The following is a 20,840-nucleotide window of genomic DNA, read 5'->3' on the forward strand; positions in this document are numbered from 1 at the left end:
CGAACGAACGTTCGTTCTTGACTCAGGGCAAGGGTCTGTCTAAATGCGAATGAACGTTCGCTCCAGCCCGGATCGGTGCATGAACACCCTTGCTTCCCGCGCGACCGCCGCCCCTGCGGCCCGTATGCCGGACGGAAAGTCGGCGGCCGCACGCCCGGAAAAGGAGCGGCGGGACCCGCGTCGCCGGGTGCTGGAGGCGGCCATCGCCTGTTTCGGACGTTCCGGCTTCCACGGCACCTCGATGCAGCAGATCTGCGCCGAGGCCGGCATGAGCCCGGGCGCGCTCTACCGTTATTTCCCCTCCAAGGAATCGATCATCATCGCCATCGTCGATGAGGAGCGGGCGCTGCGGATGAGCTGCGTCGACATGCTGGAAACCGCCCCCAGCTTCGTCGAGGGCCTCGCCCGCATGGGCGCGGCGCTGTTCTCCGGCGAGACGCGCATGGTGACGCTGGAACTCGGCCCGGAAATCTACGCCGAGGCGGCGCGCAACCCGGCGCTGAAGCCGACCTTCGACGCCGCCGAGGACGAGATGAACGCGGCGATCCGCGTCTGCTTCGTCGCCGCACAGGCGCGCGGCGAGATCGACCCTACCCTCGACCCCGACCTTGCCATGGTGATGATCAACGCCATCGGCGACGGGCTGGTGCTGCGCCACGGCTTCGAGCCGACGCTGCCGCTCGACAAGATGATGCCGGCCCTTTCCGGCCTCGTCGCCCGCATGCTGGCGCCCGTCCCGGCGCCGACCCTTTCACCGGACCGCACATCATGACCGTGAAGCCGCCATCCCTGCGCGGGCGCATCGCCCTTGCCCTCACCATGACCGCCGTGGTGGTGGGTGTCGCCGGCTACGCCTTCCGTGACCGCATCGCCACCGGGCTCGGTCTGTTCGAACCGGCGCAGGCCGAGGTCGCCGCGCCGGCGCCGAACGAGGTGAAGGGCATCACCATTTCCGTCGTGCCGGCCACGCGGCGCGAAGTGGTGGAGAAGCTTCCCGTCACCGGCACGCTGGTGGCGCGCGAGGAAGTGATGGTCGGGCCGGAGATCGACGGCTACCAGATCACCGAGATCCTGGTGGAGGAGGGCGACCGGGTGGAGGTGGGCCAGGTGCTCGCCCGGCTGTCGCGCGACATGCTGGAGACGCTGCTCGCCCAGAACACCGCCAATGGCGCCAAGGCGCAGGCCGCCATCGCCCAGCAGCGGGCCCAACTGGAACAGGCGCAGGCGCAGCTGATCGAGGCCAATGCCGCCGTGGAGCGCGCCCGCACCCTGATCAAGACCGGCGCCACCTCGCAGGAAGTGCTGGACCAGCGCGAGCGCGCGGCCAAGGTCGCCTCGGCGCAGGTGACGGCGGCGCAGGAAATGGTCACCGCCGCGCAGGCCGAGGCCGACCAGATCAAGGCCAATCGCGACGAAATCCAGGTGCGGCTCGCCCGCACCGAGATCAAGGCGCCGCTTGCCGGCATCGTCTCGTCGCGCTCCGCCCGCATCGGCGCCATCGTGCTTTCCGCCAACAGCGAGCCGCTGTTTCGCATCGTCAAGGACGGCGCCATCGATCTCGATGCCGAAGTGCCCGAATCCGCCCTGCCGCGGGTGACGCCCGGCCTGAAGGTGGCGGTGACTCCGGCCGGCATCCACACGCCGCTGGAAGGAACGGTGCGGCTGGTCGGCGCCAAGGTCGATCCGGCCACCCGCCTCGCCCGCGTCGCGGTGGCGGTGCCGGACGACGCGCGCCTGCGCCCCGGCGCCTATGCGCGCGGCGTGATTGAGATCGCCCGCCATGACGGCGTCGCCCTGCCGCAATCGGCGGTGCAGTTCGCCCCTGAGGGCGCCTTCGTGCTCGTGGTCGAGGGCGACACGGTGCACCGGCGCCCGGTGACGATCGGGCTCAAGGGCGACGGCTATATCGAAATCACCGACGGGGTGCGCGAGGGCGAGAGCGTCGTCGCCCGCGCCGCCGGCTTCCTGCGCGACGGTGACCGGGTGAGCCCCGTGCCGCTGGCCGACGCTCCCGCGAAGGGCGGTGTGTGATGGCTCTCAACATCTCCGCCTGGGCGATCCGCAAGCCGGTGCCCTCCATCGTGCTGTTCGTGGTGCTGACCGCGATCGGCCTCTACACCTTCGACCGGCTGCCGATCACCCGCATGCCGAACATCGACGTGCCGATCGTCTCCGTCACCATCACCCAGCCCGGCGCCGCGCCAAGCGAATTGGAAACGCAGGTGACCAAGGTGGTCGAAACCTCGATCGCCGGCGTGCAGGGGGTGAAGCACATCTCCTCCACCATCACCGAGGGCACCTCGCTTACCGTCGTCGAGTTCCAGCTGGAAACCCAGGTCGACCGCGCGGTGAATGATGTGCGCGACGCGGTGACCAAGGTGCGCACGGAAATGCCGCAGGACATCGAGGAGCCGCTGGTCCAGCGCGTCGATGTCGAAGGCATGGCCATCGTCACCTATGCCGCCTCCGCCCCGGCGATGACGCCGGAGGAACTGTCCTGGTTCGTCGACGACACGCTGGTGCGCGCGCTACAGGGCGTTCGCGGCGTGGCGCAGGTGAAGCGCGAGGGCGGCGTGGAGCGCGAGATCCGCATCTCGCTCGATCCCGACAAGCTGGCCGCGCTCGGCGTGACGGCGGCGGATGTGAACCGCGAGCTCGCCGCCACCAATGTCGACCTCGCCGGCGGGCGCGGCGAAATCGGCACGCAGGAACAATCCGTGCGCACGCTGGGCGGCGCCAGCACGGTGGAGGACCTCGCCGAGACCCGCATCTCGCTGCCCGCCGCCGGCGGCGGGGGCACGCGCTATGTGCGCCTTGCCGACCTCGCCACCGTGACCGACGGCGCCGCCGAGCCGCGCATCTTCGCCCGGCTCGACGGCAAGCCGGTGGTCGCCTTCGGCATCTACCGCGCCAAGGGCTTCTCCGACGTTGTCGTGGCCGAGAACGCGGAAAAGGCGCTGCTCGATCTCGAAAAGCGCCATCCGGAAGTCGACATCACCCTGATCGACACCACGGTGAAATACACCGAGGCCGACTACACCTCGGCCATGCACACGCTGATGGAAGGCGCGGTGCTGGCGGTGATCGTGGTCATGGTGTTCCTGCGCGACTGGCGCGCCACCATCATCACCGCGACGGCAATCCCGCTCTCCATCCTGCCCACCTTCTGGGTGATGGACATGCTCGGCTTCTCGCTCAACGGCGTGAGCCTGCTCGCCGTCACGCTGGTGACCGGCATCCTGGTCGACGACGCCATCGTCGAGATCGAGAACATCGTGCGCCATATGCGCATGGGCAAATCCGCCTATCGCGCGGCGATCGACGCCGCCGACGAGATCGGCCTCGCCGTGGTGGCGACCACGCTCACCATCGTCGCGGTGTTCCTGCCCGTCAGCTTCATGGGCGGCATTGCCGGCCAGTATTTCCGCCAGTTCGGCATCACGGTCGCCGTGGCGGTGCTGTTCTCGCTGCTGGTGGCGCGCCTGCTGACCCCCATGCTGGCGGCCTATTTCATGCGCGACCATGGCCACCGGGAGACGCCGGACAGCTGGCTGATGCGCGCCTATGTCGGCCTGCTGCACCGCTCCATCCGCCACCGCTTCCTTACGGTGACGGCGGGCATCCTGCTGTTCATCGGCTCGATGTGGCTTTCCACCCTGCTGCCCTCCGGCTTCATCCCCAATTCCGACGTGTCCCGCTCCGTTCTGGCGCTGGAACTGCCGCCGGGGGCGACACTGGAAGCGACGCGACGCGTGGTGGACGAGGTGACCGACACGCTGAAGGCGCAGCCGGAAGTGTCGAGCGTGTTCGCCACCGCCGGCTCCGGCTCCACCGACGGGCCGGCCAGCGGCGGCGGCGAGGTGCGCAAGGCGACGATCATCGTCAATCTGGTGCCGCGCGCCGAACGCACGGCGACGCAGAAGCAGTTCGAGATGCGGCTGCGCGACGAGATCGCCCGCATTCCCGACCTTCGCTTCAATTTCGGCGCCTCCGGCGGCGCCGGCCCGGGCGGGCGCGAATTCACCATCATTCTCTCCGGTTCGGACGGGGCCGAGGTGGAGGCGAAGGCGCTGGAGCTGGAACGCGAGATTCGCGAGAAGGTGAAGGGCCTGTCCAATGTGCAGACCTCGGCGGCTCTGGAGCGGCCGGAACTGCGCGTGGTGCCCAAGCTCGCCGAAGCGGCGGCGCTCGGCGTCTCGGTGTCGGACATCGCCCAGACCGTGCGCATCGCCACGCTCGGCGACGTGTCGCAGAATCTGGCGAAGTTCTCCGCCGGCGACCGCCAGGTGCCGATCCGGGTGCAGCTCGACGAGCGGGCGCGCGGCGACCTCTCCACTTTCGAGACGCTGAAGGTGCGCACCGCCGCCGGCGCCTCGGTGCCGCTGCTCTCGGTCGCCGACATCTCCTTCGGCACCGGCCCGTCGAGTCTCGACCGCTATGACCGCGCGCGGCGCGTGGCGATCGAGGCCGACCTCGCCGGCAACACCCAGCTGGGCGAGGCGCTGGCGGAGGTCTATGCCCTGCCGGCGGCCAAGAACATGCCGTCCAGCATCGTGCTGAAGGAGTCCGGCGACGCCGAGATCATGGGCGAGGTGTTCGGCGGCTTCGCCACGGCGATGATGGCGGGCGTGATGATGGTGCTGGCGGTGCTGGTGCTGCTGTTCGCCAACGTGCTGCAGCCGATCACCATTCTGATCGCGCTGCCGCTGTCGGTGGGCGGCGCCTTCATCGCCCTGCTGCTCACCAACAACGCGATGACGCTGCCGGTGGTGATCGGCTTCCTCATGCTGATGGGCATCGTCACCAAGAACGCGATCCTGCTGGTGGATTTCGCCATCGAGGCGGTGCACGCCGGTGTGGACCGGACCACGGCGCTGATCGAGGCCGGGCGCAAGCGCGCGCAGCCCATCATCATGACCACCATCGCCATGGCGGCGGGCATGATGCCCTCGGCGCTCGGGCTGGGGGAGGGCGGCGATTTCCGCTCGCCCATGGCGATCGCGGTCATCGGCGGCCTGCTGGCCTCGACCCTGCTGTCGCTGATCTTCGTGCCGGCCGTATTCACGCTGATGGACGATCTCGGCCACCTGATGGCGCGCATCTTCGGCCGCTTCATCGGCGCCCGCGACGAGCCGGACGAGCACGCCGGCGCGCCGGTGGCGCGCGCCGGGCTGCACGCGGTGGATGCCGGCCCGCACTCGACGCCCCGCCCGCCGCTGGCGGCGGAGTAAAAGGGGGTCCGATCGTCCCTCATCCCCGGGCTTGACCCGGGGAGCCGTCGTACCTCTGCGGCCGCGTGTGAAAGTCTGGGTGGCCGGGTCAAGCCCGGCCATGGGGGCGGGCGCGCGACGCGCTATTGCAGCGTGCCGTCGCCTTCGCCGCCGGTGCGGGCCATGGTCATCTGGGTGACGGCGATCAGCATCTCGGCGCGGGAGGCGAGGGTGGGGGCTTCCAGCAGCGCCTGTTTCTCGCGCGGGCCGAACGGGGCCATCATGGCGAGCGCATTCACCAGCGCCTCATTCGGCGCGTCCTTGATGCTCTTCCAGTCCGCTTCCAGCTGGTTGGCGTCGAGATAATCCGCGAGCGTGCGCAGCAGCGTGGCGCGGTCCACCGCCTCGGCGCCGGCATTGGGGGTGAAGTCGTCGCCATAGGGCGCGTAATCGACCTTGGCCTGGCGGAACGGCGTACCGGAATCGACCTCCGCCACCACACGAAAGCGGGCGATGCCGCTGAGATTGAGCAGGTAGCGGCCATCGCCGCTCTCGGCGATCTCGGTGATGCGGCCGACGCAGCCCACGCCGACAATGTCCGGCGCGCCCGGCACGGTGAGTGCCGACTGCTGCGGCGCGGTCTGGATGATGCCGATCAGCCGGTGGCTGGCCAGCGCCGCATCGATCATCGCGACATAGCGCGGCTCGAACACATTGAGCGGCAGCTGGCAGCGCGGTAGCAGCAGCGCCCCCTCCAGCGGGAAGAGCGGGATGATGGGCGCCAGCTCGGAGGGGCCGGCATAGGGCTTGTTGATCGCCATGGCGTTCCTTGCGCGATATGTCGGCCCCGAAAGGCCGGTGCGGCGTCCCGGCCGGGGCGGGGGCGCCCCTGCCGGCGTCAGGCGAAGAGCAGCGAGGACAGGCGGCGGCGGCCGGCGAGCGTGTGCTCGTCCGTCGGCCCCCAGGCCTCGAAGAACTGCACCAGCTGCTTACGGGCGCCGTCCTCGTTCCAGGCGCGGTCCTTACGGACGATGGCGAGCAGATGGTCCACCGCCTCCTCGCGCCGTCCCCGCGCGCTCAGCGCCACGGCAAGGTCGAAGCGGGCCTGATGGTCCAGCGGGTTGGCGGCGACCTTCGCCTCCAACTCTTTCACATCGCCCAGCGCGCTCGCGGCCTCTTCCAGCTCGATGGCGGCGCGCACGGCGGTGAGCGCGGCGCCGTTGGCGGCGCTGGCGGGCGCGAGGGCCAGCGTCGCCTTGGCCTGTTCGAGATTTCCGGCGGCAAGCTCGGTGCGGGCAAGGCCGGCGATGGCGGCGAGGTTTTCCGGCTCCTCGCCCAGAACGGCAGCGAAGATTTCCGCCGCGCCGGCGAGATCGCCCTCCGCGAGCGCTGCCTCGCCGCTGGCGAGAATGTCGGCGATGTCGTTGCCGCCGCCCGAGGCCGCGATCAGCTTGTCGACGATCGCCTTGATCTGCGCTTCGGGCTGCGCGCCCATGAAGCCGTCGACCGGCTGGCCGTTGACGAAGGCATAGACGGTGGGCAGCGACTGGATGCCGAGCTGCTGGGCGACGGCGGGGTGCTCGTCCGTGTTCATCTTGGCGAGGCGCACCTTGCCCTTGGCCGCGCGCACCACTTTTTCGATGATCGGGGTGAGCTGGCGGCAGGGGCCGCACCAGGGGGCCCAGAAATCCACCAGCACCGGGCGGCGGCGGGATTCCTCGACCACATCCTTCATGAAGCTCTTGGTGGTGACGTCGATCACCACATCGTCGCCGGCCGGCGCGCCGCCCGGGGCGGCGGGAGAGGAGGGCTGGTTCAGCAACATGGGTCGTCCTCGCAATAGGGCAGGTGCTGTCGGGGCTCGTGCTCGGCGTCTAAAATGGTCTGCCGCGCCGCGAATGCAACGGGGGCGATCAGCCCTCGGTGGTGGCGGGCTGCTCCGCCTCGCTGCGCCGGGGCACCGCCAGCACGCGCGGCTCATGGCCGGTGGCGCGCAGGAAGCGGATGAGGTCGGCGCTGGCGATGGTGGTGGTGGCGGTGTTCACCAGCGGGTGGCAGTTCACCGTCTCATGCGCCATCAGCTCGGCGTCGAGCACCACGGTGACGCGGCCCTCGACATCGTTGACCGGGCCGAAGGCGGTGACGGCGCCGGGCTTCACCCCCAGCACCTCTTCCAGAAGCTCGGCGCTGCCGAAGGAGAGCTTGCTCGCCGCGCCGAGCGGAACGTGCAGGTTCTTGAGATCGACCCGCGCCTCCTCCTCCACCACGACGAGGAACAGGTTCCCCTTCTTGTCCTTGAGGAACAGGTTCTTGGTATGCCCTCCGGCAATGTCGCCGCGCAGCGCCTGCGAATCCTCCACCGTGAACAGCGGCGGATGCTCGACCGTGGTGGTGGGAATCCCGAGCTCGGCGAGCCGGGCGAGGAGATCGTCGCGGGAAAGGGGCATGGCGCGGATCCGGCGGAGAGAGACGAGGGCGTTTTAGGGCGGCGCGGGGCGGGGGAGCAAGGCGATCGAGCAACAGGGATGCGGGGGGCTCAGCCGCCCTCGGCCGGCAGGGGCGTCCGGCTCCAGTTCTTGCAGGTGAGGAAGCGCTCCGTCGGCGCGTAGATCAGGATGTCCGGCTTGAAGCGGTCGATGACCCCCCGGTCGAACTCGCAGGCATTATGGTGGATCCAGATCACCGCCGAAGCGCGGTAGGCCAGCGGGTTGGACCAGAACCCCTGGGTGAAGGAATCGCCGATCACCATGATGCGCGGGCCGGCGTGGCCGGTGGCGTAGGCGTTGAAGCCGTAATTCTCGGTTCCGCGCGGCGGCGGGCCGACAATGCCGTCGAGCGGCGTGGTGTTGTGCGGCCCGCCCACTGGCGGCTTCCACACATAGTCCAGATCCGCCGGCTCGCGGTCGGGGACGCCGGCCACCCGCAGGAGGTCGCCGCCCGGGCGTCGCTTTGTGCCGCTGAACGCCAGCGAAGGCGGGATGGCGAGGTCCGGGCGGCCCGCCGCGTCCATCACGGCGTTGAAGGCCAGCAGCCCCGCGAGCGCGTTCCAATGCGTATCGTAGCGATAATAAAGCGGGCCGCTGGCCGCACCTTCGGCGACGATGGGGCGCAGATCGACGAAGGTGATGCCGTCGCGCTTCATCCGCGCGGCAACGAGGTCATACTCGGTCGGCTGGTGGCGCTGCGCGCGGATATAGTCCGGCAGCTTGTCGAAGCGGGCGGTGGCGGCGTTGGGCGGCAACGTCAGCACGAAGGTGCCGCCGCTGGCCGCCATTTTCTGCTGCAGTTCCTCGGCGAGGATGGCGAGCCTCTCCACCCCCTGCAGCCGCACCAGCTGGCCGATCGACTGTTCCAGCGCGTTGTTGTCGCGCAGGAACAGGCTGCCATCCGTGCCATCGACCACACGCGTGCCGGGCGGGGAGCCGATGAAGCGCAGATAGCGGCGATGGGCGGCGAGCACCGGGCCGCGGAAGCCGAAGACGTTGTTGATATAGGGGTCGAGCCGCTCGGAGGCGTGTTCCCACCAGCGCGCCTCCGGCGCCAGCACAGTGCGCATCGGGCCGGGCATGGCGGGGAGCAGCAAGCCGATGGTCGGCAGCGACAGCAGCGCCACGAAGATCACCGCCCACCAGCGGCGGAAGGCCATGAGCAAGGGCATGGTCGCGCTCCCCTCAGAACCGGAAATACAGGAAGGGCGAATAGGTCGCCGCCCCCACCGACAGGATGCACAGCACGAACAGCGCCGCCACCACGACGCTGTCGGTCACGCCATACAGGGCGCGGCGCAGATGCGCCGGCAGCCGCTTGGCGCCGGGCTGCGGCAGGCCGAACATGGCGAGCGGCCAGGCCAGAACCAGTATGACGATCGTCACCGGCTCCAGATCGGCCAGCAGATTGATCGACAGCGGGCCCACCCCGTTCAGCCCGGCGAGGCCGGCGAACAGGTCCATCGCCTGCGGCAGGCTCTCCGCCCGGAACCAGACCCAGCCGGTGAGCACGACGAGAAGCACATAGGCATGGCCGACCACGCGCGGCGCGGCGCGCAAGGCGGCGCCGAGGCGGGTGCGCTCCAGCACCAGGAAGGTGCCGTGATGCACGCCCCAGATGACAAAGGTCCAGCTCGCCCCATGCCACAGGCCGCAGAGCAGGAACACGGTCCAGAGATTCAGCGCCGTGTGCACATGGCCGTGCCGGTTGCCGCCGAGCGGGATGTAGACATAGTCGCGGAACCAGCTCGACAGGCTCATATGCCAGCGGCGCCAGAAATCGGTGATCGACAGCGCGCCATAGGGCAGGTTGAAATTGCGCGGGAATTTCAGCCCCATGGCCAGCGCGAGGCCGATCGCCATGTTGGAATAGCCGCCGAAGTCGAAATAGATCTGCAGCGCATAGGCGCAGACGCCGATCCACGCCTCGCCGAGGTTCGGGGCGGTTGTGTTGTCGAACACCACGCTCACCAGCGGCGCCACCTCGTCGGCGATCAGCACCTTCCAGGACAGGCCGATGACGAAGATGCGCAGCCCCGCTGACACCCGGCCGAGCGTGGTGCGCCGCGCCCTGATGCGGTGGGCGATGGTGGAGTAGCGCACGATCGGGCCGGCCACCAGCTGCGGGAACATGGTGATGTAGACCGCGATCTCCTCGAAGCGGCCATTGGCCCGCGCCTTCCCGCGATAGATGTCGACGAGATAGGAAATGGCGTGGAAGGTGAAGAAGGAGATGCCGAGCGGCAGCGGCAGATGCACCACCGGCAACTGGGCGGCCTCGGGCAGCAGGTGGTTGAGGTTCTCGGCGAGGAAGCCGGCATATTTGAAGGCGATGAGGCCGGCCAGATTGAGCGCCACCGCCAGCCCCAGCATGCGCAGCCGCCACGGGCCGGTGCGGGTGTCGATCAGCAGCGCGAGGCTGTAATTGGCGACGATGGAGACCGCCAGCACCACCACATTGGCGAGCCCGCCCCAGGCATAGAACACCAGCGAGAAGGCAAGCAGCACGAGGTTGCGGGCGCGCAGCCCCGGCGTCGCGAAATAGCAGATCAGGAACGCCGGCAGGAAATAGAACAGAAAGGTGACGGACGAAAAAACCATGGGCTTCCGGCGGCGCCTGCGGACGAGGGGGTGGCCCTTCATACACGAAGATTCTTCGCCGGAAACATTTGGGTAGGGAGCGCGGCGCGGCAGCGGCGATCGGGCGCAAGCGGCAGGGCCGCGCGCCGTGCGGGGCGGACGTGCGTCGCTGCGCCGTTGACAGCCGCCGGGGGCGCGCGCCACATCAGCGGCAGTGAGCGCAGGAGATATTATGCGTCCGGTTATCGGTGTGATCAGCGATGTGAAGGCCAGGGACGGACATGTCGTCCATGGCGTCACCGAAAAATACATCTATGCGGTGGCCCGCGGCGCCCAGGCGATGCCGGTGCTCATTCCCGGCACCATCTCGGCGGTGGATTCCGCCATGGCGCCGGAGCGGATCGTGGTCGACGAGATTCTCGCCGCCGTCGACGCGCTGTTCCTGCCCGGCAGCCCGTCCAATGTCGGCCCGCACCATTATGGCGACCTGCCGCACGACCCGCCGCTGCCGGCCGACCCGCACCGCGACGACATCTCGCTGCCGCTGATCCGCGCGGCGCTGGAACGCGGCGTGCCGCTGTTCGGCGTGTGCCGCGGCTTCCAGGAAATGAACGTCGCGCTCGGCGGCACGCTGTTCCAGAAGCTTTATGAGCAGCCCGGCCGCTTCGACCATCGCGAGGATTCCAGCCTCGACATCGAAGGCCAGTACTCGCCCGCCCATGGGGTGGCGCTGACCGAAGGCGGCCTGCTGGCGAGCCTTGCCGGCGACACGACGTGGCGGGTGAACTCGCTGCACGGCCAGGGCGTGGCGACGCTGGCGCCGGGCGTGGCGGTGGAGGCGACGGCCGGGGACGGCACCATTGAGGCCTTCCGCGTGCCGGATGCGCCGGGCTTCAACATGGCGATCCAGTGGCACCCGGAATGGCGCTTCTGGGAGGACAGGCTTTCCAGCGGCATCTTCACCGCCTTTGGTGCCGCCGCACGCCTCGCCGCCGAGCGCCGGCGCGGCGGCGGCCGGCTGAAGGCGACGGGCTGAGGCGTCTCTACCCCAGCTGCGCCAGCAAATGGCCGATGCCGTCGCGGATATCGGCCTCGATGGCGCGGCGCAGCGCCGCCTCGTCGCGGGCGCGCAGCGCGGCCAGCGCCTCGGCGTGGCGGTCCACGGGGTAGTGTGTCTCCAGATCCGCCAGCGCCATGCGCATGAACGGGCCGATCTGCAGCCACACCGATTCGATCAGCGGCAGCAGCACATTGTCCGCCCGCCCGCCATAAAGCGCGCCGTGGAAGGCGAGATTGGTCTCGATCATCGCCTCGGTATCGGCGGCGGCCACCGCCGCGTCGGATTCGGCGTTGAGCGCGTCGAGCCTTGCGATGAAGGCGTCATCGGCCACGGCGAGGGCGCGGGCCGCCGCTTCGGTCTCCAGCAGCGTGCGCGCCATCATCAGTTCCTCGAAGCGGCGCGCGGTCATTTCCGGCACGCGCACGCGGCGATTGTCGAGCAGCACCAGCGCGCGTTCGGCCACCAGCCGCCGCAGCGCCTCGCGCACCGGCATGGAGGACACGCCGAGCTCATCGGCCAGGCCTCGGATCGTCACCGCCTTGCCGGGCGGAAAGCGGCCGGCCATGACCGAACGGCGCAGGCGGCGGAACACCCATTGCTGCAGCGTATCGCCATCAAGGCGGGGTTCCAGGGCGAGATCGAGCGGGGAAGATTCCATCGGTCCGTGGCGCTTCGGGGAAGGTGGCGACGTGAGAATGTCAGCTTGCTGCGTTATATAGCCGGAATACGTTTGTGATCCTGCCGAAGATCGGGAGATTCCTGCCCATGGCCGCTGCATCCCCCATTCCCGCGCGCGCGGGCTATGAGATCGACCCGAAACTGCTGGAACTGCTGGTTTGCCCGGTCACCAAGGGGCCGCTGGACTATGACCGCGCGGCGCAGGAACTGGTGTCGCGCGCCGCGCGTCTCGCCTACCCGATTCGCGACGGCATCCCGATCCTGCTCGCCGACGAGGCGCGGCAACTGACCGAGGAAGAGGCGGCGCGCTAGCGCTCTACAGCGCTTCCCCGCGCAAAAGGCGCGGGGCGCGCCCGCCAATGCCGGCGGCGTCGCGGATGAAGAAGCCCTTCAGCGCCGGCAGGCGCTCCACCAGCCCGAGCCCGACATCGCGCGCCAGCCGCACCGCGTCCGAGCGCAGGCCGAACAGACGGTTCAGCCCGTCGGTCGCCACGCCCATGGCCAGCGTGTCGAAGCGCCGCCAGCGCTGGTAGCGCTCCAAAACGTCCGGCCCGCCAATGTCGAGGCCGAGCCGGGCGGCGTCGGTGGCGGCTTCCGCCAGCGCCGCCACATCGCGCAGCCCCATATTGATGCCCTGGCCGGCGATGGGATGGATGGTGTGGGCGGCATCGCCGACCAGAGCGAGGCGCTCGCCGATGAAGGAACGCGCCATCTGGAAGCCGAGCGGGAACGCCTTCGGCTCGTCGAGAATCTCGATCTCGCCGAGTTCCAGGCCGAAGCGCTGTTCCAGCTCGTCCAGCAGCAGCACGCGCGGCAGCTTCAGCAGGCGTGCGGCGGTGTCGGTCGCCTCGGTCCAAACGATGGAGCAGCGATTGCCGGTGAGGGGGAGCATGGCGAACGGGCCGGCGGGCAGGAAATGCTCGATCGCCTTGCCCTCGTGCGGGCGCTCATGGCCAACCGTCATCACGATGGCGGACTGGTGATACGACCAGCCGGTGACGCCGATGCCGGCCAGCGCCCGCAGCTTGGAGCGGCCGCCATCGCAGGCGGCGAGCAGGGAGGCGGAAGCTTCCGCGCCGTCGGCGAGCCGCAGCGCGGTGCGGGCCGCGCCGGGGGTGAAGCCGGCGATGCGGGTGGGCAGCAGCGCGACGCCGCGTTCGCGGGCGAGCGCGGTCATCGCGTCCTGCAGCACGGCATTGGGCAGCATATGGGCGAAGGGCTCGCCCGGCTCGACCTCGCCGTCGAAGGAGAGGAACACCGGCCGGGCGGCGTCGCCGAGCTTCGAATCGGTGATCTCCATCGCGAGGATCGGCTGAGCGTCGCGTTCCACCCGCTCCCACACGCCGAGCGCCTCGAACAGGCGGCGGGCGCCGGCGGCAATGGCGGAGGCGCGCAGATCTGTGCTGGCCGGTTGCGGCGCGGCGAAAGCCGGGTCGGCCACGGCGAGGCGGGCACTGTCTCCCAGCCCCTGCCGCAACGCGAGCGCCAGAGTGAGGCCGGCGAGCCCGCCGCCGGCCATCACGGCATCATATCGCTGGTCCTGTTGCATGGCGTGCCGCCTCCGCTCTCGACCATCCGCGCATTGTGCGCGCTCCCTCCTATGCCTTAGCTAGGCACCCCGGACAATGCGCCGGGGTGCCGCCCCCCGCCATGCCATTCTGCCTTGGCCGCCCGTTCCGTCGCGATGAGGAAAAGCCCGCCCATGACCCAAAGCGCCGCCGAACTCGTCGCCCTGCTCGATCTGGAGCGGCTGGAGGACAATCTCTTTCGCGGTCTCAACCCGCCGGAATCCTGGCCGTTCCGTACCCGCGTCTTCGGCGGGCAGGTGCTGGCGCAGGCGCTGGTGGCGGCGCAGCGCACCGTGGAAGGGCTCGCCGCCCATTCCATGCACGCCTATTTCCTGCTCGCCGGCGATCCGAAGGTGCCGATCATCTACGATGTGGAACGGGTGCGCGACGGGCGCAGCTTCGCCACGCGGCGGGCGGTGGCGATCCAGCATGGGCGGCCGATCTTCATCATGTCGGTCTCGTTTCATCGCCAGGAGCCGGGGCTGGAACACCAGCTCGACCTCGACATGGCGGTGCCGCCGCCGGAGGAGGTGCCGGGCATTGGCGAACTGCCCGACGAGGTGATCGCCACCCTGCCGGCGCCGGTGGTGGCCTATTGGCGCCGCCCGCGCCCGATCGAATTGAAGCCGGTGGGCCTGGGGGAAAAGCGCGTCGCGCCGCGCCGGGCGGTATGGTTTCGCACCACCGGCCCGCTGCCCGATTCGGAAGGGCTGCACCAGGCCGTGCTCGCCTATGCCTCCGACATGACGCTGTTGGAAGTGACGACGACGCTGCACGGCACCAGCGCGCTCGGCGAGAACCTGCAGGTCGCCAGCCTCGACCACGCGCTGTGGCTGCACCGTCCCTTCCGCGCCGATGACTGGCTGCTCTATGCCCAGGACAGCCCCAGCGCCGCCGGCGCGCGCGGCCTGGCGCGCGGGCTGATCTATGATCGCGCCGGGCGGCTGGTCGCTTCGGTGGCGCAGGAAGGCCTGATCCGGCCGGTGCGGGCGCCTGCCTCACAGGCATCTGCCTAAAAATTAGCCGACTGATGGCGAATGTGCGGCGGTGACTCGGGAAGGGTCAGCGCCCCGATCAAGAATTGAGCAATCCGGCGGCGCCGCGTGCGTGCAGGGCGGTGGCCGCCAGCGGTGCTTCGGCCGGCGCCTCCCCGCGGCATTTGGACTGGAAGCGTTGATCCGCAACGGTTGGCACGCGAATTGATTCTCTCTTCCCGGCTGGATCGGCAGGTTGCGGAAAACAACCTCGGCGAGTCCGACATGAAACGCCCAGAACCCCGCCAGCGGTTCGGGGCCAAGCGGGGACAGAACCCATGAAGATCGTCATGGCTATCATCAAGCCCTTCAAGCTTGAGGAAGTCCGGGATGCGCTCACTGGCATTGGTGTGCACGGACTGACCGTTACGGAGGTCAAGGGATATGGCCGTCAGAAGGGCCACACCGAGATCTATCGCGGCGCGGAATACGCAGTGAGCTTCCTGCCCAAGCTCAAGATCGAGGTCGCCGTGGCGTCCGATCATGTTTCCAAGGTCATCGACGCGATTACAACCTCGGCCAAGACCGGCCAGATCGGCGACGGCAAGATCTTCGTCTACGCGATCGATCAGGCCGTGCGCATCCGCACCGGCGAAACCGACGCCGACGCCCTCTGAGCCTGCGTCACCGATCCCGACATTTTCCGATTGCGACGGAGCATTGAACCCATGACGACCAAGAATTGGATACGCGCGGGCCTGCCTGCGCTGGCGACGACGGCGCTGTTTGCGGCCGCCGCTTTCGCCCAGGACAACCCGGCCGCCGGCGCGGAAGCCACCGCCGAGGTCGCCGCCGCGGTCACCGTGGACAAGGGCGACATCACCTGGATGATGGTCTCCTCCATCCTCGTTCTGTTCATGACCGTGCCGGGCCTCGCCCTGTTCTATGGCGGCCTTGTGCGCGCCAAGAACATGCTCTCGGTCCTCATGCAGGTCACCGTCATCGCCGCCGTGATGATGCTGCTCTGGGTGTTCTACGGCTACTCGCTCGCCTTCACCTCCGGCAACGCCTTCATCGGCGGCTTCGAGAAGGCCTTCCTCGCCGGCGTGACCACGGAAAGCCTGGCCGACACCTTCTCGGCCAATGTCAAGATTCCGGAATACATCTTCATCGTATTCCAGATGACCTTCTCGGCCATCACCCCCGCGCTGATCATCGGCGCTTTCGCCGAGCGCATGAAGTTCTCGGCCATCGTGCTGTTCAGCATCCTCTGGGTGACGTTCGTCTACTACCCGATCGCCCACATGGTGTGGTTCTCGGAAGGCTACCTGTTCGGTCTCGGCGCGCTCGACTTCGCCGGCGGCACCGTGGTGCACATCAATGCCGGTATTGCGGGCCTCGTCGGCTGCATCATCATCGGAAAGCGCACCGGCTACGGCAAGGAGCTGATGCCTCCCCACTCGCTGCCCTTCGCCATGGTCGGCGCCAGCGTCCTGTGGGTGGGCTGGTTCGGCTTCAACGCCGGCTCCAACCTTGAAGCCAATGCCGGCACCACGCTCGCCGTGATCAACACCTTCGTCGCCACCGCCGGCGCGATCGTCGGCTGGACGCTCATCGAGTGGCTGGCCAAGGGTAAGCCCTCCATGCTCGGCGCCATCTCCGGCATGGTCGCCGGCCTCGTCGCCATCACCCCGGCTGCCGGCCTCTCCGGTCCGCTCGGCGCGATCGTGCTCGGCTTCGTCGCCGCCATCGTCTGCTTCTTCTTCTGCACCACGGTGAAGAACGCGCTCGGCTACGATGACAGCCTCGACGTGTTCGGCGTCCATGGCGTGGGCGGCATCGTCGGCGCCATCGGCACCGGCATCGTCGTCGCCCCGGCGCTCGGCGGCCCCGGCATCGCCGATTACGCGATGGGCCACCAGGTGTGGGTGCAGTTCCAGGCGGTGGCGGTGACCCTCGTGTGGGGCGGCATCGTCTCGGCGATCCTCTACTACATCGTCAACATCCTCGTCGGCCTGCGTCCGTCGGTGGAGAAGGAGCGCGAGGGTCTCGACATCGTCGAGCATGGCGAGCGCGCCTATCACAGCTGATCGGAGCTTCCGGCTCCGCCGGGCGGCGCGTTCCGCGCGCCGTTTCAGGCTCTTTGCTGCGCGAGGCCCCGGCAATGCCGGGGCCTTTTCTTTGCCGGCGGCCCAGCGCTTTGCGCGCGCATGGTTAAGAACGCCTTTACCGCAGCCGGGCTATTGTGCCGGCAGAGGCCGCATTCCGTGGCCGAGGCGAGACCGATCCCGTGCCTGATGCCCTCTCCCCCGCTGCCGCCGCGACGCCGGCCGTTGTCCCCGATCCGGGGCCGGCGGCGCGCTCGCCCTTCGTGCGGCTGACCGAGCTGCTCGCCGATCTCGCCCCGGGAAAGCCGGCGCTGAGCCTGGCGGTCGGGGAGCCGCGCCACGCCATGCCCGGTTTTGTCGGCGAGGTGCTGGCCGGCCATCTCGACGGTTTCGGCCGCTATCCCGCCGGCAAGGGGCTGCCCGAGTTCCGCCGCGCCGCCGGCGACTGGTTCGCCCGCCGCTACGCGCTGGTCCGCGCGCCCGACCCGGAACGCGAAGTATTGGTGCTCAACGGATCGCGCGAGGGGCTGTTCTTCGCCGCGCTGATGGCGCGCCGGCTGCTCTCGCCGCAGAAGCGCGCCCGCATCGGCGCCGCCGAGCCCGCCGTGCTGCTGCCCAACCCGTTCTACGCCGCCTATGGCGCCGGGGCGGAGGCCGCCGGCTGCGCCAGCGTCGACCTGCCTCTGCCGGCCGGGGGCGGCTGGCTGCCGGACCTCGACGCGCTGACCCCGGAACTGCTCGACCGTTCGGTCGCGCTCTATTTCGCCTCCCCGGCCAATCCGCAGGGCACCATCGCGCCGCGCGCCTATCTTGAGCGGCTGGTGGCGCTGTGCCGGGCGCATGAGGTGATGATTTTCGCCGACGAGTGCTATTCCGAGATCTGGCTTGGCGCGGCGCCGCCCACCGGCATTCTCGAAGTGGCCGGGCCGGATTTCGCCGGCGTCGTCGCCTTCAATTCGCTGTCCAAGCGTTCCAGCCTGCCGGGGCTGCGCTGCGGCTTCTGCGCCGGCGAGGCGCGCTTCATCGAGGCCTTCGCCGATTTCCGCAATGTCGCCGCGCCGCAGGTGCCCGAGCCGCTGCAATGGGTCGGCATCGCGGCGCTGGCCGACGAAGCGCATGTGGCAGCGAGCCGCGACCTCTACAAGGCGAAGTTCGACATCGCCGACGAGGTGCTGGCCGGTCATTTCGACTATCAGCGGCCGGATGGCGGCTTCTTCCTCTGGCTGAACGTCGCTGGGCTGCGCACCGGCCGGTACAGCGCCGGCGAGGAAGCGGCGCGGCTTCTGTGGCAGCGCGAGGGGCTGCGTACCGTGCCGGGTGGCTATCTCTGCCGGGGCGACGCGCAGGGCCGCAATCCCGGCGCCGACTATCTGCGCATCGCGCTGGTGCAGGACCTTGAGACGACGCGGGAGGCGCTGCCGCGCCTTCTGGCCGGTCTGTCCTGAGCGGGGCGAGGCGTTTGGCGAGGCGGGGCAAGGAGACGGGGCGGGACATGGGGACGCAGACGACGATGCGGACGCCTCGGCTGGAGGCCGCTCCGTCCCGTGCCGCCCGGCCGCGATCCCGGCCGGAGGGGGCTGGCAAGAGCGGGGCGGGCCCGCGCGCGCACCGGGCCGGGCAGAGCGCGCCGGGCGGCTTCCTGCCCGAGGAAGTGCGTGGCGCGCTTTCCCGCCGCACGGCGGAACTGGTCGGCCTCGCCTGGCTGAGCCTGTGCGCGCTGATGCTGCTGGCGCTGGCGACCTGGTCGGCCGACGATCCCAGCCTCAGCCGCTCCAGCGCCGCCGCGCCGTCCAATCTGCTCAGCCTTCCCGGCGCGATCTTCGCCGATGTGATGATGCAGCTTTTCGGCGTCGCCGCGCTGGCGGTGGTGCTGCCCATGGGCATATGGGGCTGGCTGCTGCTGACCCATCGCCATCCCGGCCGGCTGCGGGCGCGGCTGATCGCGCTGGTGGCGGGCATCGTGTTCGCCTCCGGCTTCGCCGCCTGCCTGCCACGTTTCGGTGGCTGGCCGCTGCCGAGCGGGCTCGGCGGCGTGCTGGGCGAATTCGTGCTCGCCGTGCCGGCGGCGCTGCGCGCGAGCTGGCTGACCAGCGCCGACTATGCCGTAGTCGGCGTCGTCTGCCTCATCGGCGCCGCGCTCACCCTGCCGCTGGCGGTCGGGTTCGGGCTGCGGGCCGAGCCGGAGGAGGCGCTGGACGACCCGCGCCGCGCGCCCGCCAGCTTCGAGGATGACGAGCCGGGTTGGCTCGCCTTCCTGCTCGGTATGATGACTCATGGCGTGCTGTCGCTGAAGGCGCGCTTCGCCCCCGGCGCCGCCCGCCGCCCGCGCCCGGCGCGCGGCCTCGCCGAGCGGCTGCGCGAAAGCGTCGGCTTCGGCAGCGCGGAGGAGGACGATTTCGCGGCCCTGCGCGCCGGCCGGCACGAGCCGAGCTTCGGCCGGCGCGAGGCGTTCGACGACGAGGAAGAGGACGTCGCCGGCTTCGAGAGTGCCGATGACGATTTGCCCGACGCGCTGGACGAGGCCTTCGCCGCCCCGCCGCCGCCGGTGCCGCGCGCGGCCAAGCGCCCGCCGCCGCTGCGCTCGATCCGGGGCGGGCGCGCCGCGCTGGAGGAGCAGCGCCGGCGCTATGCCATGCCCGGGCTCGACCTGCTGTCGCCGCCGCCGCCGCGCGGCGGTCCCGCGCTCTCGCGTGAGGCGCTGGACCAGAACGCGCGCGATCTTGAAGGCGTGCTCGACGATTTCGGCGTGCGCGGCGCCATCGTTAATGCGCGCCCCGGCCCAGTCGTGACCTTGTACGAGCTGGAGCCGGCGCCGGGCATCAAGTCGAGCCGCGTCATCGGCCTCGCCGACGACATCGCCCGCTCGATGAGCGCGATTTCCGCCCGCGTGGCGGTGATCCCCGGCAAGAACGCCATCGGCATCGAACTGCCCAATCCCAAGCGCGACAAGGTGCTGCTGCGCGAAATCCTCGTCGCCCGCGATTTCGGCGAGGCCGCGCACAAGCTCGCCATCGCGCTCGGCAAGACCATTGGCGGCGAGCCGGTCATCGTCGATCTCGCCCGCATGCCGCACCTCTTGGTGGCCGGGACCACCGGCTCGGGCAAGTCGGTGGCGATCAACACCATGATCCTCAGCCTGCTCTTCCGCATGCGGCCGGAACAGTGCCGGCTGATCATGATCGACCCGAAGATGCTGGAGCTGTCGATCTATGACGGCATTCCCCATCTGCTCACCCCCGTCGTCACCGACCCGAAAAAGGCGGTGGTGGCGCTGAAATGGGCGGTGCGCGAGATGGAAGAGCGCTACCGCAAGATGTCGAAGGTCGGCGTGCGCAGCATTGACGGCTTCAACGCCCGCATCGCCGAGGCGCAGGCCAAGGGCGAGCAGATCGTGCGCACCGTGCAGACCGGCTTCGACAAGGAGACGGGCGAAGCGATTTATGAGCGCGAGGAAATGGACCTCTCGCCCATCCCCTATATCGTCGTGGTCGTCGACGAGATGGCCGACCTGATGATGGTGGCCGGCAAGGAGATCGAGGGCGCCATCCAGCGCCTAGCGCAGATGGCGCGCGCCGCCGGCATTCACCTGATCATGGCGACGCAGCGCCCCTCCGTGGATGTCATCACCGGCACGATCAAGGCCAATTTCCCCACCCGGATTTCCTTCCAGGTGACGAGCAAGATCGACTCACGCACCATTCTCGGCGAGATGGGCGCCGAACAACTGCTCGGCCAGGGCGACATGCTCTACATGGCCGGCGGCGGGCGCATCTCCCGCGTCCACGGGCCCTTCGTCTCCGACCAGGAGGTGGAGCGCGTGGTCGAGCACCTGAAGGCGCAAGGCTCGCCCGACTATCTCGACGAGGTGACGATCGACCTCGATGGCGAGGGCGAGGACGGCGCCGTGTTCGACAAGAGCGGCATGGGCGCGGAGGAGGGGGGCGACCTCTATTCCCAGGCGGTGGCGGTGGTGATGCGCGACAAGAAGTGCTCCACCTCCTACATCCAGCGCCGGCTGCAGATCGGCTATAACCGCGCGGCTTCGCTGGTCGAGCGCATGGAGCGCGAGGGGCTGGTCGGTCCGGCCAACCATGCCGGCAAGCGCGAAATCCTCACCGAAGGTGGCGGGGAGGGCTATTGAGCCGATGACGGTCGCCGCTCCCGCACCTGTGTTTC

17 protein-coding genes are annotated in these 20,840 nt (G+C 69.4%); 10 read left to right on the forward strand and 7 right to left on the reverse strand.

The window, feature by feature from the left end; genetic code table 11:
* Positions 1-79 precede the first annotated feature (79 nt).
* Genes ACO07Z_RS14010 through ACO07Z_RS14020 form a run of 3 tightly spaced genes read left to right on the forward strand, consistent with a single transcriptional unit; the run spans position 80 to position 5,231 of the window.
* Positions 80-772, forward strand: a complete 693-nt coding sequence (locus tag ACO07Z_RS14010; protein WP_421699266.1) for a TetR/AcrR family transcriptional regulator — start codon at positions 80-82, stop codon at positions 770-772.
* A complete protein-coding gene (locus ACO07Z_RS14015) occupies positions 769-2,031 on the forward strand; it encodes an efflux RND transporter periplasmic adaptor subunit (protein ID WP_421699267.1) in 1,263 nt (420 codons plus the stop codon). The genes ACO07Z_RS14010 and ACO07Z_RS14015 overlap by 4 nt, the downstream gene beginning before the upstream one ends.
* On the forward strand, positions 2,031-5,231 hold the full coding sequence (locus tag ACO07Z_RS14020) for an efflux RND transporter permease subunit (RefSeq protein WP_421699268.1): 3,201 nt from the start codon (positions 2,031-2,033) through the stop codon (positions 5,229-5,231). The genes ACO07Z_RS14015 and ACO07Z_RS14020 overlap by 1 nt, the downstream gene beginning before the upstream one ends.
* Positions 5,232-5,353: 122 nt before the next feature.
* On the opposite strand, the gene ACO07Z_RS14025 is transcribed toward ACO07Z_RS14020, so the two are convergent.
* The 5 genes from ACO07Z_RS14025 to ACO07Z_RS14045 form a co-directional block, all read right to left on the reverse strand.
* Positions 5,354-6,031 carry an LON peptidase substrate-binding domain-containing protein gene (locus tag ACO07Z_RS14025; protein ID WP_421699269.1) on the reverse strand — a complete coding sequence of 226 codons (678 nt, stop codon included), beginning with the start codon at positions 6,029-6,031 and terminating at the stop codon, positions 5,354-5,356.
* 77 nt (positions 6,032-6,108) lie between these two features.
* Entirely contained in the window at positions 6,109-7,035 is a 927-nt protein-coding gene (gene trxA, locus ACO07Z_RS14030; protein WP_421699270.1) for a thioredoxin, read from the reverse strand.
* 88 nt (positions 7,036-7,123) lie between these two features.
* Positions 7,124-7,657, reverse strand: coding sequence for a prolyl-tRNA synthetase associated domain-containing protein (locus tag ACO07Z_RS14035; RefSeq protein ID WP_421699271.1), 534 nt, complete (start codon positions 7,655-7,657; stop codon positions 7,124-7,126).
* 89 nt (positions 7,658-7,746) lie between these two features.
* Positions 7,747-8,868: an alginate O-acetyltransferase AlgX-related protein gene (locus ACO07Z_RS14040; RefSeq protein ID WP_421699272.1), complete on the reverse strand. Its 1,122-nt coding sequence runs from the start codon at positions 8,866-8,868 to the stop codon at positions 7,747-7,749.
* A 13-nt stretch (positions 8,869-8,881) separates the two neighbouring features.
* The gene (locus tag ACO07Z_RS14045) at positions 8,882-10,297 is read right to left on the reverse strand and encodes an MBOAT family O-acyltransferase (RefSeq protein ID WP_421699273.1); all 1,416 of its coding nucleotides are present in this window, start codon (positions 10,295-10,297) and stop codon (positions 8,882-8,884) included.
* A gap of 211 nt (positions 10,298-10,508) precedes the next feature.
* Here ACO07Z_RS14045 and ACO07Z_RS14050 point away from each other — a divergent pair, with 211 nt between their 5' ends.
* Entirely contained in the window at positions 10,509-11,312 is an 804-nt protein-coding gene (locus ACO07Z_RS14050) for a gamma-glutamyl-gamma-aminobutyrate hydrolase family protein (RefSeq protein WP_421699274.1), read from the forward strand.
* Positions 11,313-11,319: 7 nt separating this feature from the next.
* On the opposite strand, the gene ACO07Z_RS14055 is transcribed toward ACO07Z_RS14050, so the two are convergent.
* Positions 11,320-11,994, reverse strand: a complete 675-nt coding sequence (locus tag ACO07Z_RS14055) for a GntR family transcriptional regulator (protein ID WP_421699275.1) — start codon at positions 11,992-11,994, stop codon at positions 11,320-11,322.
* Between the two features lie 107 nt (positions 11,995-12,101).
* Between ACO07Z_RS14055 and ACO07Z_RS14060 the strand changes: the two genes are divergently transcribed.
* Positions 12,102-12,326, forward strand: coding sequence for a Trm112 family protein (locus ACO07Z_RS14060; protein WP_421699276.1), 225 nt, complete (start codon positions 12,102-12,104; stop codon positions 12,324-12,326).
* Positions 12,327-12,330: 4 nt separating this feature from the next.
* Here the strand turns inward: ACO07Z_RS14060 and ACO07Z_RS14065 are convergent, their stop codons facing one another.
* On the reverse strand, positions 12,331-13,563 hold the full coding sequence (locus ACO07Z_RS14065; protein WP_421699277.1) for a ubiquinone biosynthesis hydroxylase: 1,233 nt from the start codon (positions 13,561-13,563) through the stop codon (positions 12,331-12,333).
* Positions 13,564-13,716: 153 nt separating this feature from the next.
* On the opposite strand from ACO07Z_RS14065, the gene ACO07Z_RS14070 reads away from it, so the two are divergent.
* From ACO07Z_RS14070 to ACO07Z_RS14090, 5 genes are all read left to right on the forward strand, one after another.
* Positions 13,717-14,598: an acyl-CoA thioesterase gene (locus ACO07Z_RS14070; RefSeq protein ID WP_421699278.1), complete on the forward strand. Its 882-nt coding sequence runs from the start codon at positions 13,717-13,719 to the stop codon at positions 14,596-14,598.
* Between the two features lie 296 nt (positions 14,599-14,894).
* Positions 14,895-15,233, forward strand: coding sequence for a P-II family nitrogen regulator (locus ACO07Z_RS14075; protein ID WP_244450241.1), 339 nt, complete (start codon positions 14,895-14,897; stop codon positions 15,231-15,233).
* Positions 15,234-15,284: 51 nt separating this feature from the next.
* The gene (locus tag ACO07Z_RS14080) at positions 15,285-16,646 is read left to right on the forward strand and encodes an ammonium transporter (RefSeq protein WP_421699279.1); all 1,362 of its coding nucleotides are present in this window, start codon (positions 15,285-15,287) and stop codon (positions 16,644-16,646) included.
* A gap of 200 nt (positions 16,647-16,846) precedes the next feature.
* Positions 16,847-18,109: an aminotransferase class I/II-fold pyridoxal phosphate-dependent enzyme gene (locus ACO07Z_RS14085; RefSeq protein ID WP_421699280.1), complete on the forward strand. Its 1,263-nt coding sequence runs from the start codon at positions 16,847-16,849 to the stop codon at positions 18,107-18,109.
* 47 nt (positions 18,110-18,156) lie between these two features.
* Positions 18,157-20,805, forward strand: a complete 2,649-nt coding sequence (locus tag ACO07Z_RS14090) for a DNA translocase FtsK (RefSeq protein WP_421699281.1) — start codon at positions 18,157-18,159, stop codon at positions 20,803-20,805.
* Positions 20,806-20,840 lie beyond the last annotated feature (35 nt).

The sequence above is a fragment of the Ancylobacter sp. genome, from assembly GCF_965229075.1.
Classification (GTDB): domain Bacteria; phylum Pseudomonadota; class Alphaproteobacteria; order Rhizobiales; family Xanthobacteraceae; genus Ancylobacter.

Bases quoted from the DNA above. Each gene is read 5' to 3' on its own strand.
- ACO07Z_RS14035 (WP_421699271.1), bottom strand. From the start codon at position 7,657: ATGCCCCTTTCCCGCGACGATCTCCTCGCCCGGCTCGCCGAGCTCGGG.
- trxA (WP_421699270.1), bottom strand. From the start codon at position 7,035: ATGTTGCTGAACCAGCCCTCCTCTCCCGCCGCCCCGGGCGGCGCGCCG.
- ACO07Z_RS14040 (WP_421699272.1), bottom strand. From the start codon at position 8,868: ATGCCCTTGCTCATGGCCTTCCGCCGCTGGTGGGCGGTGATCTTCGTG.
- ACO07Z_RS14045 (WP_421699273.1), bottom strand. From the start codon at position 10,297: ATGGTTTTTTCGTCCGTCACCTTTCTGTTCTATTTCCTGCCGGCGTTC.
- ACO07Z_RS14055 (WP_421699275.1), bottom strand. From the start codon at position 11,994: ATGGAATCTTCCCCGCTCGATCTCGCCCTGGAACCCCGCCTTGATGGC.
- ACO07Z_RS14015 (WP_421699267.1), top strand. From the start codon at position 769: ATGACCGTGAAGCCGCCATCCCTGCGCGGGCGCATCGCCCTTGCCCTC.
- ACO07Z_RS14010 (WP_421699266.1), top strand. From the start codon at position 80: ATGAACACCCTTGCTTCCCGCGCGACCGCCGCCCCTGCGGCCCGTATG.
- ACO07Z_RS14080 (WP_421699279.1), top strand. From the start codon at position 15,285: ATGACGACCAAGAATTGGATACGCGCGGGCCTGCCTGCGCTGGCGACG.
- ACO07Z_RS14090 (WP_421699281.1), top strand. From the start codon at position 18,157: ATGGGGACGCAGACGACGATGCGGACGCCTCGGCTGGAGGCCGCTCCG.
- ACO07Z_RS14025 (WP_421699269.1), bottom strand. From the start codon at position 6,031: ATGGCGATCAACAAGCCCTATGCCGGCCCCTCCGAGCTGGCGCCCATC.
- ACO07Z_RS14020 (WP_421699268.1), top strand. From the start codon at position 2,031: ATGGCTCTCAACATCTCCGCCTGGGCGATCCGCAAGCCGGTGCCCTCC.
- ACO07Z_RS14065 (WP_421699277.1), bottom strand. From the start codon at position 13,563: ATGCAACAGGACCAGCGATATGATGCCGTGATGGCCGGCGGCGGGCTC.
- ACO07Z_RS14070 (WP_421699278.1), top strand. From the start codon at position 13,717: ATGACCCAAAGCGCCGCCGAACTCGTCGCCCTGCTCGATCTGGAGCGG.
- ACO07Z_RS14050 (WP_421699274.1), top strand. From the start codon at position 10,509: ATGCGTCCGGTTATCGGTGTGATCAGCGATGTGAAGGCCAGGGACGGA.
- ACO07Z_RS14060 (WP_421699276.1), top strand. From the start codon at position 12,102: ATGGCCGCTGCATCCCCCATTCCCGCGCGCGCGGGCTATGAGATCGAC.
- ACO07Z_RS14075 (WP_244450241.1), top strand. From the start codon at position 14,895: ATGAAGATCGTCATGGCTATCATCAAGCCCTTCAAGCTTGAGGAAGTC.